The 15826-nt window shown below is 70.9% G+C and carries 14 protein-coding genes; 7 read left to right on the forward strand and 7 right to left on the reverse strand.

Features of this window, described 5'->3' with window-relative positions; all coding sequences use genetic code 11:
* Positions 1-8: 8 nt before the first annotated feature.
* Positions 9-749 carry an ABC transporter ATP-binding protein gene (locus OG303_RS34755; RefSeq protein WP_405873437.1) on the reverse strand — a complete coding sequence of 247 codons (741 nt, stop codon included), beginning with the start codon at positions 747-749 and terminating at the stop codon, positions 9-11.
* A 106-nt stretch (positions 750-855) separates the two neighbouring features.
* Entirely contained in the window at positions 856-2343 is a 1488-nt protein-coding gene (locus OG303_RS34760) for an ABC transporter permease (RefSeq protein ID WP_405873438.1), read from the reverse strand.
* Between the two features lie 200 nt (positions 2344-2543).
* On the opposite strand from OG303_RS34760, the gene OG303_RS34765 reads away from it, so the two are divergent.
* On the forward strand, positions 2544-3686 hold the full coding sequence (locus OG303_RS34765) for a D-alanyl-D-alanine carboxypeptidase family protein (protein ID WP_405873440.1): 1143 nt from the start codon (positions 2544-2546) through the stop codon (positions 3684-3686).
* A gap of 266 nt (positions 3687-3952) precedes the next feature.
* Here OG303_RS34765 and OG303_RS34770 read toward each other — a convergent pair whose 3' ends face one another.
* On the reverse strand, positions 3953-4711 hold the full coding sequence (locus OG303_RS34770; protein ID WP_405873441.1) for an SDR family oxidoreductase: 759 nt from the start codon (positions 4709-4711) through the stop codon (positions 3953-3955).
* A gap of 122 nt (positions 4712-4833) precedes the next feature.
* On the opposite strand from OG303_RS34770, the gene OG303_RS34775 reads away from it, so the two are divergent.
* The gene (locus OG303_RS34775; RefSeq protein WP_405873442.1) at positions 4834-6477 is read left to right on the forward strand and encodes an alkaline phosphatase D family protein; all 1644 of its coding nucleotides are present in this window, start codon (positions 4834-4836) and stop codon (positions 6475-6477) included.
* Here OG303_RS34775 and OG303_RS34780 read toward each other — a convergent pair.
* Entirely contained in the window at positions 6464-7474 is a 1011-nt protein-coding gene (locus OG303_RS34780) for a Gfo/Idh/MocA family protein (protein WP_405873443.1), read from the reverse strand. The two genes, OG303_RS34775 and OG303_RS34780, sit on opposite strands and share 14 nt — an antisense overlap.
* An 87-nt stretch (positions 7475-7561) precedes the next feature.
* On the opposite strand from OG303_RS34780, the gene OG303_RS34785 reads away from it, so the two are divergent.
* The 5 genes from OG303_RS34785 to OG303_RS34805 all read left to right on the forward strand — a co-directional run bounded on the left by OG303_RS34785 (position 7562) and on the right by OG303_RS34805 (position 12670).
* Positions 7562-8857, forward strand: a complete 1296-nt coding sequence (locus tag OG303_RS34785) for a multidrug effflux MFS transporter (protein ID WP_405873444.1) — start codon at positions 7562-7564, stop codon at positions 8855-8857.
* Positions 8809-9996: a serine hydrolase domain-containing protein gene (locus tag OG303_RS34790; RefSeq protein WP_405873445.1), complete on the forward strand. Its 1188-nt coding sequence runs from the start codon at positions 8809-8811 to the stop codon at positions 9994-9996. The genes OG303_RS34785 and OG303_RS34790 overlap by 49 nt, the downstream gene beginning before the upstream one ends.
* A gap of 181 nt (positions 9997-10177) precedes the next feature.
* Positions 10178-11173 carry a small ribosomal subunit Rsm22 family protein gene (locus tag OG303_RS34795; RefSeq protein WP_405873447.1) on the forward strand — a complete coding sequence of 332 codons (996 nt, stop codon included), beginning with the start codon at positions 10178-10180 and terminating at the stop codon, positions 11171-11173.
* Positions 11174-11228: 55 nt separating this feature from the next.
* Positions 11229-11891, forward strand: a complete 663-nt coding sequence (locus OG303_RS34800) for a TetR/AcrR family transcriptional regulator (protein ID WP_405873448.1) — start codon at positions 11229-11231, stop codon at positions 11889-11891.
* 38 nt (positions 11892-11929) lie between these two features.
* Positions 11930-12670 carry a bifunctional DNA primase/polymerase gene (locus OG303_RS34805; RefSeq protein WP_405873449.1) on the forward strand — a complete coding sequence of 247 codons (741 nt, stop codon included), beginning with the start codon at positions 11930-11932 and terminating at the stop codon, positions 12668-12670.
* A gap of 31 nt (positions 12671-12701) precedes the next feature.
* On the opposite strand, the gene OG303_RS34810 is transcribed toward OG303_RS34805, so the two are convergent.
* The 3 genes from OG303_RS34810 to efeB are packed head-to-tail and all read right to left on the reverse strand — an operon-like array spanning position 12702 to position 15825.
* Positions 12702-13703 (reverse strand): hypothetical protein, encoded by a 1002-nt coding sequence (locus OG303_RS34810; RefSeq protein ID WP_405873450.1) that lies wholly within the window; start codon positions 13701-13703, stop codon positions 12702-12704.
* Complete coding sequence (gene efeU, locus OG303_RS34815; protein ID WP_405873451.1) at positions 13663-14535, reverse strand: iron uptake transporter permease EfeU; 873 nt, start codon at positions 14533-14535, stop codon at positions 13663-13665. Before efeU ends, OG303_RS34810 begins: the two co-directional genes overlap by 41 nt.
* Before the next feature lie 3 nt (positions 14536-14538).
* Entirely contained in the window at positions 14539-15825 is a 1287-nt protein-coding gene (gene efeB, locus OG303_RS34820; protein ID WP_405873452.1) for an iron uptake transporter deferrochelatase/peroxidase subunit, read from the reverse strand.
* Position 15826 lies beyond the last annotated feature (1 nt).

Below are 15826 nucleotides of genomic sequence, written 5' to 3' on the forward strand. Positions count from 1 at the left end.
GCCGGTGCTCAGTAGGCCTGGTTGCCGTACTGCGCGTACTGCTGCGGGCCGTCCTGCGCCCGGCCGCCGTTCGACTGCTGCTCCGTCAGCGTCAGCCGGCCCGCCTTGATGGTGGCCACGCGCGGGGCGCGGCGGGCGATGGACGAGTCGTGGGTGACCATGACGAAGGTCAGTCCGTGCTCGCGCCACAGGCCTTCGAGCAGGGCCATGATGTCGTCGCGGGTGTCCTCGTCGAGGTTGCCGGTCGGCTCGTCGGCGAGCAGCACCTTCGGCTTCTTGACCAGCGCGCGGGCGATGGCGACGCGCTGCTGCTGGCCGCCGGACAGCTCGGTCGGGACATGGGCGAGGCGCTCGCCGAGGCCGACCGAGTGCAGGGCCTCGGCCGCGCGCTCCCGGCGTTCGGCGGGCTTCACACCGAGGGGGACCAGGGCCGTCTCGACGTTCTCCTGGGCGGTCAGGGTCGGGATGAGGTTGAACGCCTGGAAGATGATGCCGATGTTCTCGGCGCGCACCCGGGTCAGCTTGGCCTCGCTGATCGTGGCGAGGTCGACGCCGTCCAGCTCGACACTGCCTTCGGAGGGGCGGTCCAGGCCGCCGATCATCTGCAGGAGGGTGGACTTGCCGCCGCCGGTGGGCCCCTGGATGACGAGCTGGTCGCCGTCCTCGAGGGTGAGGTCGATGCCGCGCAGCGCCTCCACCGTCTCCTTGCCCCGCGTGTAGCGCTTGGTGACGCCGGTGAGTCTGTACATGGGATCTCCGTCAGTGAATCCGTCGGTGAAGAAGAGGGGTGGGGCGCCGCCGCCCGGGGGGAGTGGAGGCGGCGCCCCAGCACAGGGGGTCGGGTTCGGCCCGTGCCTACGAGACGCTGCGCAGGGCGTCCGCCGGGCGCATCCGGGAGGCGCGCCAGCCGCCCATGGCGCCGGCGATCAGACCGCCGGTGACCGCCAGGCCCACCGCGAGCGCGATGGTCGTGAGGGAGACCGGGGCGGAGAGCGCGATCTCCATGGTGTTGGACGTGGCCTGCTGGCCCGGACCGCCGCCTCCGGGGCCGCCGCCCATACCGCCGCCACCGCCACCGCCGCCGGTGTTGCCGAGCTGCGCGGTCAGCTTCGGGCTGATCGCGGTGACCGCGTAGGCGGCCGCGAGGCCCAGGCCGATGCCGAGGGCGCCGCCGAGCAGACCGTTGACCATGGACTCGCCGACGACCTGCCGGGTCACCCGGCGGCTCGGCCAGCCGAGCGCCTTCAGGGTGCCGAACTCACGCACCCGGCGGGAGACCGCGGAGGAGGTCAGCAGCGCGGCCACCAGGAAGGCCGCGACCAGCACCGCGATGGACAGCCACTTGCCGACGCTGGTCGCCAGGTTGGAGGCGGTGGACAGTGAGCCGGACACGGTGGACGCGAGGTCGGCGGAGGTGGTGACCGTCGTACCCGAGATGTTCTTCTGGATTGTCTTCTTGACGGTGGCGATCTGCTGGGAGTCGGTCGCCTTGACGTAGATCGTGGTGACCTTGTTCTTCGAGTCGCCGAGCGTCTGCGCCTGCTTCAGCGGCAGGTAGACGTCGGTGGTGGACTCGCTGCTGTCGGGCGTCGCGATGCCGATGACCGTGTACTTGGTGCCGGAGATCTTGAAGGTCGAACCGACCTTGTACTTCTTCGACTTGGCATACGACTTGCTGACCACGGCGGCCTTCGCGTTGGTCTGCGAGGCCGTGAAGGTCTTGCCCGAGGTGATCTTCGAGGTGGCCAGCGGGCCGAGGTTCTGGTGGGTGACGTCGATGCCGGCCACCGAGAAGGAGTTGACGTCGAAGGATGCGCCGCCGCCCTGGACCTGCGGCTGACCACCGCCGCTGTTGCTGTTGTTGCTCCCGCCGGGGCCGCCCTGCTGCTGGGAGTTGGAGGACCCGGAGGACGTCGAGGACTTCGCCTTGCCCTGGGTGAAGGAACCGTCGACCTTCGTGACGTTGAGGGTGATCGCGCCGACCGCGCTGTCCACGCCCTGCTGCGAGGAGACCTTGGTGACCAGCGAGGACGACAGGACCTGACCACCCTGCGTCATCACCCGGTCCGAGCTCTGCTTGGTGCTGCTGCTCTTCTTGGCGTCGAACTTGAAGTTCGGGCCCTGCGAGCTGCCCGCCTTGGGAGCCGACTGCGCCTTGGTCACCGTCATGTCGGTGCCGAGGCCGTAGAGAGACTTGAGGACCTTGTCCTGAGCCTGAGACATTCCGGCCGACACCGAGTTGACGGTGATGACCAGAGCGATTCCGAGCGCCAGACCCAGTGCGATGACCAGAGCCGCTTTCTTTCTCCGGCCCAGCTCGCGCTTGAGATAGATGCCAAACATCCCGTTCCTCGAAGGTTCTTGGCGCCCGCTGTGGGCGCTGCCACAAGCTAGGGAGAAACCTTTGAGTACGACTGAGTAAAGGATGTGTCAGGGCTGAGAAAGTGAGGTCCCAAGTCAGAATTTCTTAAGACAGCCCATTCCTATGCTGTTGAGGGCGTACTGCCAGGAAACCCCAGTTGGGTGGGTGTTACCGTCCCGGGATGCACGGTTCCTCTCCGCTCACCAGGCGTGCCGCTCTCGGCCTGACCGCGGCCGCCATTCCGGTCGCCGCGGCCACTCCCGCTTCCGCCGCCACCGCCATTGGCGGTGCGCGACTTGCCCGCCACGGAATTCAGGTGAGCGGCGTCACAGGACTGCCGAAGAAGCTCACTGCGGGTGCCTGGCTCGTCGCGGATTACGACACCGGAGAGGTGCTCGCCTCCTACGCCGCGCACCGGCGCCTGCCCCCCGCCTCCACGCTGAAGATGCTGTTCGCCGACACGGTGCTGAAGAAGTTCGACCGCACCGATCGGCACAAGGTGACCGACACCGACCTCGCCGGCATTCCGGCGGGCTCCAGCCTCGTCGGGGTCAAGCCCGGGATCACGTACACCGTCGAGCAGTTGTGGCAGGGCGTCTTCCTGCGCTCCGGCAACGACGCCGTGCACGTGCTCGCCCACATGAACGGCGGCGTGGCGAAGACGGTCGCCGAGATGCAGGCCAAGGCGGAGGACCTGCAGGCCCTGGACACCCATGTCGTCAGCCCCGACGGCTTCGACCACAAGGGCCAGCTGTCCTCGGCCTACGACCTCACCCTCTTCGCCCGGCACGGACTGAAGAACGCCGACTTCCGCGGCTACTGCGCCACGAAGACCGCCGACTTCCCGGCGGGCGGCAAGAAGACCTTCCAGATCCAGAACACCGACCGTCTGCTCACGGGCGCCTGGGGTCTGCGGACGTACGACGGGCTGATCGGCGTCAAGAACGGCTACACCAGCAACGCCGGTAACACCTTCACCGGTGCGGCCACCCGCGACGGCCGGACCCTGCTGGTCACGGTGATGCATCCCAAGAGCGGCACCAACGCCGTCTACGAGGAGACGGCCGCACTGCTCGACTGGGGCTTCACGAAGGGGAGTTCGGCCCGGGCGGTGGGTGCGCTGGTCGAGCCGTTGAGCGAGGGCGGGGCGAAGGTGACGCCGAGCCCGAGGGCGGCCCGGGCGGCGGCCGGGGCTCCGGGCACACCGTCCGGCGGCCCCTCGGCCTGGCGGCTGCTGGAGGGCGCGGGCGGCACGGTCGTCGTGCTGGCGGGCGGGGTGTGGGCGCTGCGCAGGCGGCTGAAGGGCAGCCGGTCCGCGAACTGACGAGGCCGCCGGCACACCGACCGACGTACGCGGCAGCCGTTCCACGCACCGGTGCGTATCCCGCGGTCCCTCGCGAGATCCACCCCCACCCGATGCGGTGGAACGACTGCCGCCTCCCCCCTCGGTTTTGGTCTACGGAACTGCGCTCCTCCAAGTGTGAAGCTCTTGTGGAGGAGATTTGAGCATAGGCCCGCGACCGGCCGTAATGGTGCGGAGGTTCAAATTCCGCTTGTGCAAGTTGGGGAGTTGAGGGGCTGCCGGTGCGGTCAGCCGCGCCCCACGTACGGCATGGCGGTCGCCATGACCGTCGCGAACTGCACGTTCGCCTCCAACGGCAGCCCGGCCATGTGCCGCACCGTGCGCGCGATGTCGGCGACGTCCATCACGGGTTCCACCACGACCTCACCGTTGGCCTGCAGCGCTCCCGTCTGCATCCGCGCCGTCATGTCGGTGGCCGCGTTGCCGATGTCGATCTGCCCGACCGCGATGCCGTACGGCCGCCCGTCCAGCGACAGCGACTTGGTCAGGCCGGTCAGCGCGTGCTTGGTCGCCGTGTAGGCGACGGACTGCGGACGCGGTGTATGAGCCGAGATCGACCCGTTGTTGATGATCCGCCCGCCCTGCGGGTCCTGTTCCTTCATCTGCCGGTAGGCCGCCTGCGCGCACAGGAACGCCCCGTTGAGGTTGGTGTCCACCACGTGCCGCCAGGCGTCGTACGGCAGCTCCTCGACCGGCACCCCGCCGGGACCGAACGTCCCCGCGTTGTTGAACAGCAGGTCGACCCGTCCGAAGCGGTCGACGGTGGCGGCGAACAGTGCGGCCACGTCGTCCGGCTGCGACACGTCCGTGCGTACGGCGAGACTGGCGCCCGCGGGTGCGAGCGCCGCCGTCCCCTCCAGCGTCCCGGAGCGCCGGCCGGCCAGCGCCACGGACCAGCCGGCGTTCAGCAGCTCCACGGCGACGGCCCGCCCGATACCCGAGCCTGCCCCGGTCACCACGGCGATCTTCGATTGCTTGGCATCCATGGGGCGCAGGGTAGGCACGAGTCCGTCATGCGGGACAAGACCGTCCGCCATCCGAGTGCTGTGTACCCGACAAAGGTGTGTCCTCCCGGGCCTCCCGCCCGGCCCTCCCTCAACTGGGCAGGATGACAATCACACCGACCCGGTCCCCGTGGCATGCCCCCGAACTCCTCACCGCCGCCCGCCACATCGGCCGCCGCCGCTTTCTGACCCTGACCGCCGCGGCCACCGTGCTCGCCTTCGCCGTGGACCTGCCCACGGCCGGCGCGGCGGCCGCCGCCCACCTCGACGCGGCACGCATCACCGACTTTCCCTTCACCCTCGGCGTCGCCTCGGGCGATCCTCTGCCCGGCTCGGTGGTGCTGTGGACTCGGCTCGCGCCCGCGCCGTACGAGCCCGACGGCGGGATGCCCGCCGAACGCGTCGACGTCGACTGGGAGATGGCCACGGACGAGGCGTTCGGCTCGGTCGTCGCCAAGGGCACCGCCACCGCGCACCCGGAGTTCCACCACACCGTGCACGTCGAGGCGGAGGGCCTCGAGCCCGGCCGTGTCCACTACTACCGCTTCCGCACCGGAACCTGGCTCAGCGAGACGGGCCGCACCCGCACCGCGCCCGCCGCCGACAGCCCCGCCCCCGCGCTCACCTTCGCCGCCGTCTCCTGCCAGGCCTACACGGACGGCTACTTCACCCCGTACCGCCACCTCGCCGAGGAGGATGTCGACCTGGTCTTCCATCTCGGTGACTACATGTACGAGTTCGCCGTCGACGCGGCGGGCGGCGCCCGGAAGTACACCGACCGTGTGCTCCCGGCGCTCTTCGACCACGAGTCCGCGTCGCTGGAGGACTACCGCCTGCGCTACGCCCTCTACAAGACCGACGCCGACCTGCGGGCCGCGCACGCCATGCACCCCTTCGTGGTCACCTTCGACGACCACGAGACCGAGAACAACTACGCCGGCTCCCACCCGGAGAACGCCGTACCGACGGAGCAGTTCCTGCTGCGCCGGGCGGCCGCCTACCGCGCGTACTGGGAGAACCAGCCGCTGCGCCTGCCGCAGCTGCCCGTCGGCCCGGACATGCAGCTCTACCGGCGGCTGCACTGGGGGCTGCGCGCCCAGTTCGACGTGCTCGACACCCGCCAGTACCGCTCCGACCAGGCCTACGGCGACACGAAGCACGTCCCGGGGCCGGAGTCCGAGGACCCCACGCGCACGATGACCGGCTCGGCGCAGGAACGCTGGCTGCTCGACGGCTGGAGCGCCTCCGAGGCGCTGTGGAACGTCGTGCCGCAGCAGGTGTGCTTCTCCCAGCGGAAGTTGGACCTCAACCCCGTCGCCGCGGTCTCGATGGACGCCTGGGACGGCTACCCGGCCTCACGCCGCCGCATCCTGGACGGCGCCAAGGCGGCCGGCGTGGAGAACCTGATGGTGCTCAGCGGTGACGTGCACGTCGGCTACGGCTTCGACATCAAGGACGACTTCGACGACCCGGCCTCCCGCACGCTCGGCACGGAGATCGTGGCCACGTCCATCGCCAGCGGCATGGACGGCGCGCAGAAGCCCGCGAACTGGAACACGTACATGACCGCCAACCCGCACCTGAAGTTCTACGACGGACGGCGGGGCTACGTACGGGTCGCCCTGGGGCAGACGCAGGCGCGGGCCGACTTCAGGACGGTGCCGTACGTGACCACGCCGGGGGCCGGGATCTCGACGGCCGCGTCCTTCGTGACCGAGGTGGGGGAGCAGGGGCTCAAGCCGGCGTGACGGCCTCTCCCGGGTAGCGGACGCCGATGCGGTCCCGGATCGCGTCGAGCGTCCGCATCACCGCGAGGGTGCCGTCGAGCGGGACCAGCGGGGACTCGGTCTCGCCGGCCCGCAGGGCGCGCATGACCTCGCTCGCCTCGTGCCGCAGGCTGTTGCGCGGCCCGTCCGCCGGATCCGCCGTGAACTCCTCGGGGTCCCGGCCGTCCCGGTGCAGCACGAAGCGGTCCGGGAAGAAGAAGCCGTACGGGATGTCGATGCGGCCCTGCGAGCCGGTGACCGACGCCGACGTCGCCGTACCGCCGACGATCGAGCAGTGCACGGAGGCGAGCGCGCCGCTGTCGAAGGAGAGCAGGGCGCCCGTCTGCAGGTCGACGCCCTCGTCGGAGAGCGTGGCCCGGGCCGCCACGTCCGCGGGCTCCCCGAGCAGCAGCTGAGCGAACGACACCGGGTACACGCCGAGGTCGAGCAGCGAGCCCCCGCCCTGCGCGGGATCGCGGAGCCGGTGCGAGGGCGGGAAGGGTCCAGCGAGCCCGAAGTCGGCCTGCACGCTGCGGACTTCACCGATCGCCCCGTCGTCGATCAGGGCCTTGAGCCGCCGTACGAGGGGGTTGCAGTACATCCACATCGCTTCCATCAGGAAGCTGCCGCGCTCCCGCGCCAGCGCGACCAGTTCCCCGGCCTCGTGCGCGTTGAGCGTGAACGCCTTCTCGCACAGCACGTTGCGCCCGGCCGTGAGGCACAGGCCCGCGGCCGCCCGGTGCGCCGAGTGCGGGGTGGCGATGTACACGACATCGATGTCCGCGTCCTCGGCGAGCGCGGCCCAGTCGCCGTACGCCCGCTCGATCCCGAACCGGTCCGCGAACGCCTTCGCCGACGCCTCGGTCCGCGAGGCCACCGCGACGACCTCCGCGTCCGGCAGATCGACCAGATCCGCCGTGAAGGCGGCGGCGATCCCACCGGTCGCCAGGATCCCCCACCGCACGTTCTCCGCCGTCATCCCGGACCCACCCTCGCTCATGTGACCTTCGGCAGTGTGTACGAGCTGAGAGCATAGGTGGCGCATCACTCGGAAAGGGAGGGGAACATGCCCGAGCAGAGGGCGTCCACACCACACCTGGAGCAGGCGGCCGTACCGGAAGCGGAACCGGCCGCCCGTTCCGTGCGCCGTGCCGGTCTGCTCGTCACGCTGATCCTCGGCGGCCTCACGGCCACACCCCCGCTGGCGATGGACATGTACCTCCCCTCGCTCCCGGAGGTCACCGACTCCCTGCACGCACCCGCGGCGACCGTCCAGCTCACGCTGACCGCCTGCCTGCTCGGGATGGCGCTGGGACAGCTGGTGGCCGGCCCGATGAGCGACAGGTGGGGCCGCCGGCGCCCGCTGCTGATCGGCCTCGTCGCCTACGTCGTCTCGACCGCCCTGTGCGCGTTCGCGCCCACCGTCGAGTTCCTGGTCGCCTTCCGGCTCGCGCAGGGCCTGGCGGGCGCGGCGGGGATCGTCATCGCCCGAGCCGTCGTCCGCGACCTGTACGACGGTGTGGCGATGGCCCGCTTCTTCTCGACCCTCATGCTGATCGGCGGGGTCGCCCCGATCATCGCGCCGCTGATCGGCGGACAGATCCTGCGGGTGACGGACTGGCGCGGCGTCTTCGTGGTGCTCACCGTCGTCGGGACGGTGCTGACCGGGTTCGTGTGGACGAAGCTGCCCGAAACCCTCCCCGTGGGCGAGCGGCACCGCGGGGGAGTCGGCGAGGCCCTGCACTCCATGCGCCGCCTCCTCGCCGACCTGCCCTTCACCGGCTTCATGCTCACGGGCGGCTTCGCGTTCGCGGCGCTGTTCGCCTACATATCGGCCTCGCCCTTCGTGATCCAGGAGATCTACGGCGCCTCCCCGCAGACGTTCAGCCTGCTGTTCGGCCTGAACTCGGTCGGGCTGGTCGCCGTGGGCCAGATCAACGGAAAGGTGCTGGTCCAAAGGGTCCGCTTGGACCGGGCACTGGGCGTGGCACTGATCGTCGTGATCGCCGCGGCGACCGCCCTCCTGCTGATGTCGACCGGCGTCTTCGGCGAGGTCGGCCTCGCGCCCGTGGCCGCCGCCCTGTTCGTCCTGATGTCCGCGATGGGTGTGGTCCTGCCCAACGCCCAGACACTCGCCCTGATGCGCACCAAGCACTCCGCCGGCTCCGCGTCCGCGCTGCTCGGCACGTCCTCGTTCCTCATCGGCGCGGTCGCCTCCCCGCTCGTCGGGATCGCCGGGGAGCACACCGCCGTCCCGATGGCCGTCGTCCAACTGGCCGCAGCACTGGTGGCACTGGCCTGCTTCGTGGGAATGTGCCGTCCCGGGAACCGGCGTGCGGGTGTGGAAGGAGCGGGGAGCTGAGCGCACCGAGACTGCGCAGGGACAGCCCGGAACGGGCCGGACTCGACTCCGGGGAACTCCGCCACCTCGCCCAGGAGGTCCATGACCTCACGACCGGGGAGCACCCCTGGGCCGCGGGCGTCGTCGTGGTCGCCGGACGCGGCCCGGTGATCGCCGTCGAGGAGGCGGCGGGCTGGGCCGTGCGGTACGCGGCCCACGACCCCGAGACGGGCCGTGTCGTCGAACTGCCGGCCGAGTCCCGTGTCCCGATGACCGTCGACACACCCTTCGACCTGGCCTCCCTCACCAAGCTGTTCACCGCGGTCGCCGCCGTGCAGCAGATGGAGCGCGGCACGCTCGGCATCGACGCCCGGGTCGGCGCGTACCTCCCGGAGTTCCGCGCGGCCGCCCGCCACGGCATCACCGTCCGCGAACTGCTCACGCACACCTCCGGGCTGCGCCCCGAACTCCCGCTGTACGACTGCGCCGACGACACCGAACGGCTGGCGATGCTGCGCGCGGAGGCACCGCTGGGCGTGCCCGGCACGTACACCTACTCCGACCTCAACCTCCTTCTGCTCCAGTACGTCCTGGAACGGATCACCGGCCGCACCCTGGACGTCCTGATCCACGACGGGATCACCCGCCCGCTGGGCATGCTGTCGACCGACTTCGGCCCCTGCCCCGGCGCGGCGGCCACGGAGGACCAGCGCCGGCCGTGGGCCAAGGTCGACCGGGGCATGGTGCGGGGCGTCGTCCACGACGAGAACGCGTGGGCGCTCGGCGGCATCGCGGGCCACGCGGGCATGTTCTCGACGGGACGGGACCTGGCCGTGTTCTGCCGCACCCTGCTGGCGGGCGGCTCCTACGGCCCCGCCCGCATCCTCGGCGCCGACTTCGTGGAACTCCTCCTGACCCCACCGGGCCTGGGCTTCGCCGTCAACCAGCCATGGTTCATGGGGGAGTTGGCGGGCCGGGGAGCGGCGGGGCACACGGGGTTCACGGGGACGTCGCTGGTCCTGGACCCGGCGACTGACACGTTTTTGGTGCTGCTGGCGAACACGGTCCATCCGAGGAGACAGCCGGCGGACAGCAGCCCGAGGGCAGCGGCGGCGACGCGGCTGGCACGGTCGGTCATCCCCAGCCCTTCCACCACGTGAGGACGCCGGACGCCCATCCAGCCCGTCTGGGGGCACCCCCTCTGGGGGAGTTCGAGGACGAGGCCGTTCGGGCCGACAGCGGGGGTCCGGGGGCGCAGCCCCCAGGGACGGGAAGGGCAGGGGCGGCGGGGGCGAAACCAGCGAGGCCCGCACCACCCGGGGCCGCCCATAGAATCACCGGGTGAACGACCCCGCATCCCCGGCAGACGCCCTGCGCAGCAGCCTCGCCGCCCTCCTCGACGGCCTCCCGCCCAAGCAGGCAGCACAGGCCGTCGACCGGCTCATCGCCAACTACCGCGGGGCCACCCCGACCGACGCCCCCATCCTCCGCGACCGCGCGGACGTCGCCGCGTACGCCGCCTACCGGATGCCCGCGACCTTCGAGGCGGTGCGCTCCGCGCTGGAGGCGTTCGCCGATGCCGTGCCCGAGTGGACGCCCGGCAGCCATGTGGACGTCGGCGGCGGCACCGGCGCGGCGACCTGGGCCGTCACCGCCACCTGGTCCGGCACCCGCCCCGTCACCGTCCTCGACTGGGCCGAACCCGCCCTCGCCCTCGGCAAGGAGCTGGCAGTCGCCAACCCGGCACTGCGGGACGCCAGTTGGCGGCGCTCCCGGATCGGCACGGCCCTCACCCTCGACGACACCGACCTCCTCACCGTCTCCTACGTCCTCAACGAGCTGACCGCCCCCGACCGCGCCTCGCTCGTCGACGCCGCCGCGGCCGCCGCACGGGCCGTCGTGATCGTCGAGGCCGGCACCCCCGCCGGCTACGCCCGCGTCATCGAGGCCCGCGACCGCCTGATCGCCGCCGGCTTCCACATCGCCGCGCCCTGCCCGCACAGCGCCGCCTGCCCAATCGTCCCCGGCGAGGACTGGTGCCACTTCTCGGCCCGAGTCAGCCGTTCCTCCCTGCACCGCCAGGTCAAGGGCGGCTCACTGCCGTACGAGGACGAGAAGTTCAGTTACGTCGCCGCCGCCCGCTTCCCGGTCGCACCCGCCCCCTCCCGCGTGGTCCGGCGCCCGCAGATCCGCAAGGGCCAGGTCCTCCTCGACCTGTGCGAGACCGACGAACAACTACGCCGCACGACCGTCACCAAACGCCACGGCGATCTGTACAAGGCGGCCCGCGACGTGGACTGGGGCGACCCCTGGCCGCCGTACACCTCACCGTCGTAGAACCACGCGGAACCACGGCGAGACGCTCCGTCTCACGCCTTGGTACGGTCGACCCATGGTCAAGAAGCCCGCCCCCGACTCCGCCCGCCGCAGCCAGAGGTCCCGTCGCGCGATCTACGACGCGGCCCTCGCGCTGGTCAGCGAGGTCGGCTACCCGAAGACGACCATCGAGGGCATCGCCGCACGCGCCGGCGTGGGCAAGCAGACGATCTACCGGTGGTGGGAATCCAAGGCGGACGTCCTGCTGGAAGCTTTCCTCGACCTCAGCGCGCAGGCGGCGCGGGAGACGGGCCAGGAGCCCTACGTCATCCCGGACACAGGCGACCTCGCCGCCGACATCAAGGGCGTGCTGCGAGCCACCGTCGACCAGCTGCAGGACCCCAGGTTCGAGGCGCCCTCCCGGGCCCTGGCCGCCGAGGGCGTGGTCAACGAACAGGTCGGCCGGGAGTTCATGACCGCGCTGATGGAACCGGCCCTCCAGCTGTACGTGGACCGGCTGCGCTCCGCCCAGGAGGCCGGCCAGGTCCGCCCCGAGATCGACCCGCGCATCGCCCTGGAGTTCTTCATCTCCCCGCTCGCCCAGCGCTGGCTCCAGTACACCGGCCCGATCTCGTACGAATACACCGACACCCTCGTCGACTACGCACTCCACGGTCTTGCCCCACGTACCCCGGATGTCCCTTCTGGCACCCCGGAGCGCGGGTTGGTGGGACCATAGGGCATGCTGTTCCGCACGACAGCGAGGCGAGGCGACAGATGAGCTCGGAGTGGGGCGGCCGGACCGGCCGGCAGGGCAGACTCTCCCAGTGGCTGCGCGGACGCCGCCCCAAGGAGGCCGGCGCCGACAACGCCGGCCGTGAGGCCCTGCTGCTCGCCGCCGCCGCAGCAGGCCTGCCGCTCGCGCCCGCCGCCCATCCCGCCCCCGGCTACCGGTGCTCCTGCGACCGCGTCGGCTGTCCCACCCCGGCCCGGCACCCCGTGTCGTTCGCCTGGCAGACGCAGTCCACGACCGACCGCGCGCAGATCGAGCGCTGGGCCCGCAACCAGCCGCAGGCCAACTTCATCACCGCGACCGGCATGGTGCACGACGTCCTCGACCTGCCCCTGGAGGCGGGCCGCGAGGCACTGGAGCGCCTGCTCGCCTCCGGTATCGAGGTCGGCCCGGTCGCCGAGAGCGACGACGGCCGGCTCCTCTTCTTCACCCTCACCCGCGGCACCCCCGAGGACGAGGACGAGTGGTGGCCCTGCGAGCTGGACTGCCACCCCGAGACGGCGGACGAACATCCCGGACTGCGCTGGCACTGCCGCGGCTCCTACGTCCTCGTACCGCCCGCCCGGCTGCCCGGTGACGAGGGCCAGGCCGTGCACTGGGTACGCGGCCTCGAGCACCCCCTGCCGGACCCGCTGAGCCTGCTCGAGATCCTCACGGACGCCTGCGCCCGCTACGTCGGCGAGGAGTCCGACCACGCCGGCTCGGCCTGGCCGCTGCGCCGCTGAGAGCCCGCAGCCGGCTCCCGGCGTCCGACATTCAGGACCCCTGGGCGGAGGTCACGCCTTCGAGCCGGGCCAGGACCGACACCTGCCCGCTCCCCGAACCCTGCTCCGGGTCCAGGGCCACTCCGTTGGAGACGAACTCCGTCGTCAGCGACTGCTTGATCTCGCCGCTCGTCAGCGCCTGCACACTCGCGTTGGGCGTGCGGATCGAGGTGCCCGGGGCCGCGGTCTGCTTCTCGTAGCGGCGGGTGGTGAAGAACACCAGCGCGCCGCCGTCCGCGGTGCGCAGCGCCAGCGGGGCGTAGTCGCCGCTGATCAGCGGCTCGTCGATGTACTGCGTGACAAGACCCGGCTTCTTGGCCGTCTTCGCGCGCTGCGCGCGCCACTTGTCGGTGTGCGGGCCCGCGGCGAAGGTCTTCCCGCCGTTCTTCAGGTACGTCGTGTAGTCCCTGCTCAAGTCCTGGGGCGCGACGGCGAGTTCGGTGGAGTTCGCGGGCACGGCCTCGGCCCAGCCGGCCGCGTTCTTCTTGAACTTCGGCAGCGTGCCGGGGGAGATGAGCGTCAGATACGCCACCTGCCACGTCTCGCCCAGGCCGTCGCGGGTGAACACCAGCAGCCAGTGCAGGTTGCCGCCCTTGTTGCCCTGCGCCTCGGCGACGAACCAGCGCGGCCAGCCCGCCTTCTTGGGGATCGTGTACGTCACGTCGGTCAGCTTCAGCGGCGTGTACGCCGGATTGCCGTCCGGGTTGTTCACATGACCGGCCTTGAGGCGGGCCGCGTCGATGTCGCCCAGCGCGCCGGTGACATGGTCGGCGTCGAGTGAACTGTCGTACGCCTTGTCCGCCTTGTTGTATGCGGTGGTGAACTGCTGGAGCGCCTTCGCGGCCTCGGCGCGGGTGGAGGAGGGGAGCACCTCGCGCTCCCCGTGCACCACCACGCAACCGCTCGCCGTCAACGACAAAGCGGTCACCGAGGCCGCAATCAGTACACGCCGGTCAAGCCTGCGGAGCCTTCGAGGGCCGCGATCCCTGCTCATCAGGTGTCTTCACCTTCCCCTTCCCGGAGGTGAACCCTACCGGGGCGAGGAACAGCGCGAGCGTCGGGATCAAGTACAGCAGCCACACCGTGACCTGGAGAACGGTCGGGTCCGGCTGGAAGTTGAAGACACCCTTGAGGAGGGTGCCGTACCAACTGGACGGGTCGATGGTGTTGCTGATGTCGAAGGCCAGGTTCGTCAGGCCGGGGATCCAGTCCGCCTCCTGCAAGTCGTGGAAGCCGTACGCCAGTACGCCCGCCGCGACCACGACCAGCATGCCGCCGGTCCAGGTGAAGAACTTAGCCAGGTTGATCTTCAGGGCGCCGCGGTAGAACAGCCAGCCCAGGAGGACCGCGCTGGCCAGGCCCAGCGCCACACCGATCAGGGGGCGCGGGGTGCCGTCGCCGGCCGCGTGCACCGACGCCCACACGAACAGGGCCGTCTCCAGGCCCTCACGGCCGACGGCGAGGAAGGCGGTGGCGACCAGGGCGCCGGTGCCCATCGCGAGGGCCGCGTCCAGCTTGCCGTGCAGCTCGGTCTTCAGGTGCCGCGCGGTGCGTCGCATCCAGAACACCATCCAGGTCACCAGACCGACCGCGATGATCGACAGCGAGCCGCCGAGCGCCTCCTGCGCCTGGAACGTCAGCTCCTGGGAGCCGAATTCGAGGGCGCAGCCGAAGCCGAGCGCGAGGGTGATCGCGACGCCGATGCCGATCCAGATCGGCTTCAGGGCGTCCCTGCGGTCCGTCTTGACCAGGTAGGCGATCAGGATGCAGACGACCAGGCTGGCTTCCAGGCCCTCGCGCAGACCGATCAGGTAGTTGGAGAACACGGGCTACGCCTCCTTGGAGAACAGCGTGCTGCCCCACCAGTCGTCCTTGTCGCGGACGCCCGGCGGAACGGCGAAGAGCGCCGAACCCACGTGCTGGATGTACTCGTTGAGCGCGTCCTTCGCCGACAGGTTGCGCTGCAGCGGGATGAACCCCTTGCGCACGTCGCGCTGGTACGCGAGGAAGAACAGGCCCGCCTCCAGACGGCCCAGACCGTCGGTGCCGTCGGTGAAGGAGTAGCCGCGGCGCAGGATCGTGACGCCGTGGTTGGAGTCGGGGTGCGCGAGCCGGACGTGCGCGTCGGGCTTCATCGCCTTCAGGAACGGCGCGTCGTGCTCCTTGGCCTTGCCGACCGCAGCGCCCTCGCCCTTGTCGCGGCCGAAGATGTCCTCCTGCTCCTGCAGCGAGGTGCGGTCCCAGGGCTCGATGTGCATCCGGATGCGCCGGGCGACCAGGTACGACCCGCCGGTCATCCAGGCCGAGTTCTCGTCGACGTCCTTGTCGTCGACCCATACGAACTTCTTCAGCCGGTCCGTCTCCGTGCCGGCGATGTTGCGGGTGCCGTCCTTGAACCCCATCAGGTTGCGCGGGGTCTGCGCCTCCGGCGTCGTCGACGAGGTCTTGCCGAAGCCGAGCTGCGACCAGCGGATGGCGACGGTGCCGAAGCCGATGCGGGCCAGGTTGCGGATCGCGTGCACGGCGACCTGCGGGTCGTCCGCGCAGGCCTGGATGCACAGGTCGCCGCCGGTGCGGGTCTTGTCGAGGTTCTCGCCGGGGAACTGCGGCAGGTCCACCAGGGCCTCGGGCCGGCTGTCCTTCAGCCCGAACTTCTCGAACAGCGACGGACCGAAGCCGATCGTCAGCGTCAGCCGCGAGGGCTTGAGGCCCAGCGCCTCACCGGTGTCGTCCGGCGGGGCCTCCGCGAGACCGCCGTACGCGCCGTCGCCGACCGCCTTGCCGGCGCTCATCCGGCGCGCGGCCGCGGTCCAGTCCTTCAGCATCTGCACGAACTCGGCGCGGTCGTCGGTCTGCACGTCGAACGCGGCGAAGTGCAGCCTGTCCTGCACCGGTGTGGCGATGCCGGCCTGGTTGGCGCCGTGGAAGGCGACGGCGGCGCCGGTCTCGGCGGCGGTCGGGTCCACGTCGTTGCCGACGCGGGTCATCGCGACCGCGCCGCCGGCCGCGGCGGCACCGAGCGCGAGCCCGGCACCGCCCCAGCCGATCAGCGAACGCCGGGACGGAGCCTTCTCGTTGCCGGCTTCCGCGGTGGTGGCTTCCTGGGTGTCCGTCATC

The sequence above is a fragment of the Streptomyces sp. NBC_00005 genome, from assembly GCF_045160215.1.
In the GTDB taxonomy this organism is placed as follows: Bacteria; Actinomycetota; Actinomycetes; order Streptomycetales; family Streptomycetaceae; genus Streptomyces.

Coding starts and splice junctions, on each gene's coding strand:
- OG303_RS34755 (WP_405873437.1), bottom strand. CDS start 749: ATGTACAGACTCACCGGCGTCACCAAGCGCTACACGCGGGGCAAGGAG.
- OG303_RS34760 (WP_405873438.1), bottom strand. CDS start 2,343: ATGTTTGGCATCTATCTCAAGCGCGAGCTGGGCCGGAGAAAGAAAGCG.
- OG303_RS34765 (WP_405873440.1), top strand. CDS start 2,544: ATGCACGGTTCCTCTCCGCTCACCAGGCGTGCCGCTCTCGGCCTGACC.
- OG303_RS34770 (WP_405873441.1), bottom strand. CDS start 4,711: ATGGATGCCAAGCAATCGAAGATCGCCGTGGTGACCGGGGCAGGCTCG.
- OG303_RS34775 (WP_405873442.1), top strand. CDS start 4,834: ATGACAATCACACCGACCCGGTCCCCGTGGCATGCCCCCGAACTCCTC.
- OG303_RS34780 (WP_405873443.1), bottom strand. CDS start 7,474: ATGACGGCGGAGAACGTGCGGTGGGGGATCCTGGCGACCGGTGGGATC.
- OG303_RS34785 (WP_405873444.1), top strand. CDS start 7,562: ATGCCCGAGCAGAGGGCGTCCACACCACACCTGGAGCAGGCGGCCGTA.
- OG303_RS34800 (WP_405873448.1), top strand. CDS start 11,229: ATGGTCAAGAAGCCCGCCCCCGACTCCGCCCGCCGCAGCCAGAGGTCC.
- OG303_RS34805 (WP_405873449.1), top strand. CDS start 11,930: ATGAGCTCGGAGTGGGGCGGCCGGACCGGCCGGCAGGGCAGACTCTCC.
- OG303_RS34810 (WP_405873450.1), bottom strand. CDS start 13,703: ATGAGCAGGGATCGCGGCCCTCGAAGGCTCCGCAGGCTTGACCGGCGT.
- efeB (WP_405873452.1), bottom strand. CDS start 15,825: ATGACGGACACCCAGGAAGCCACCACCGCGGAAGCCGGCAACGAGAAG.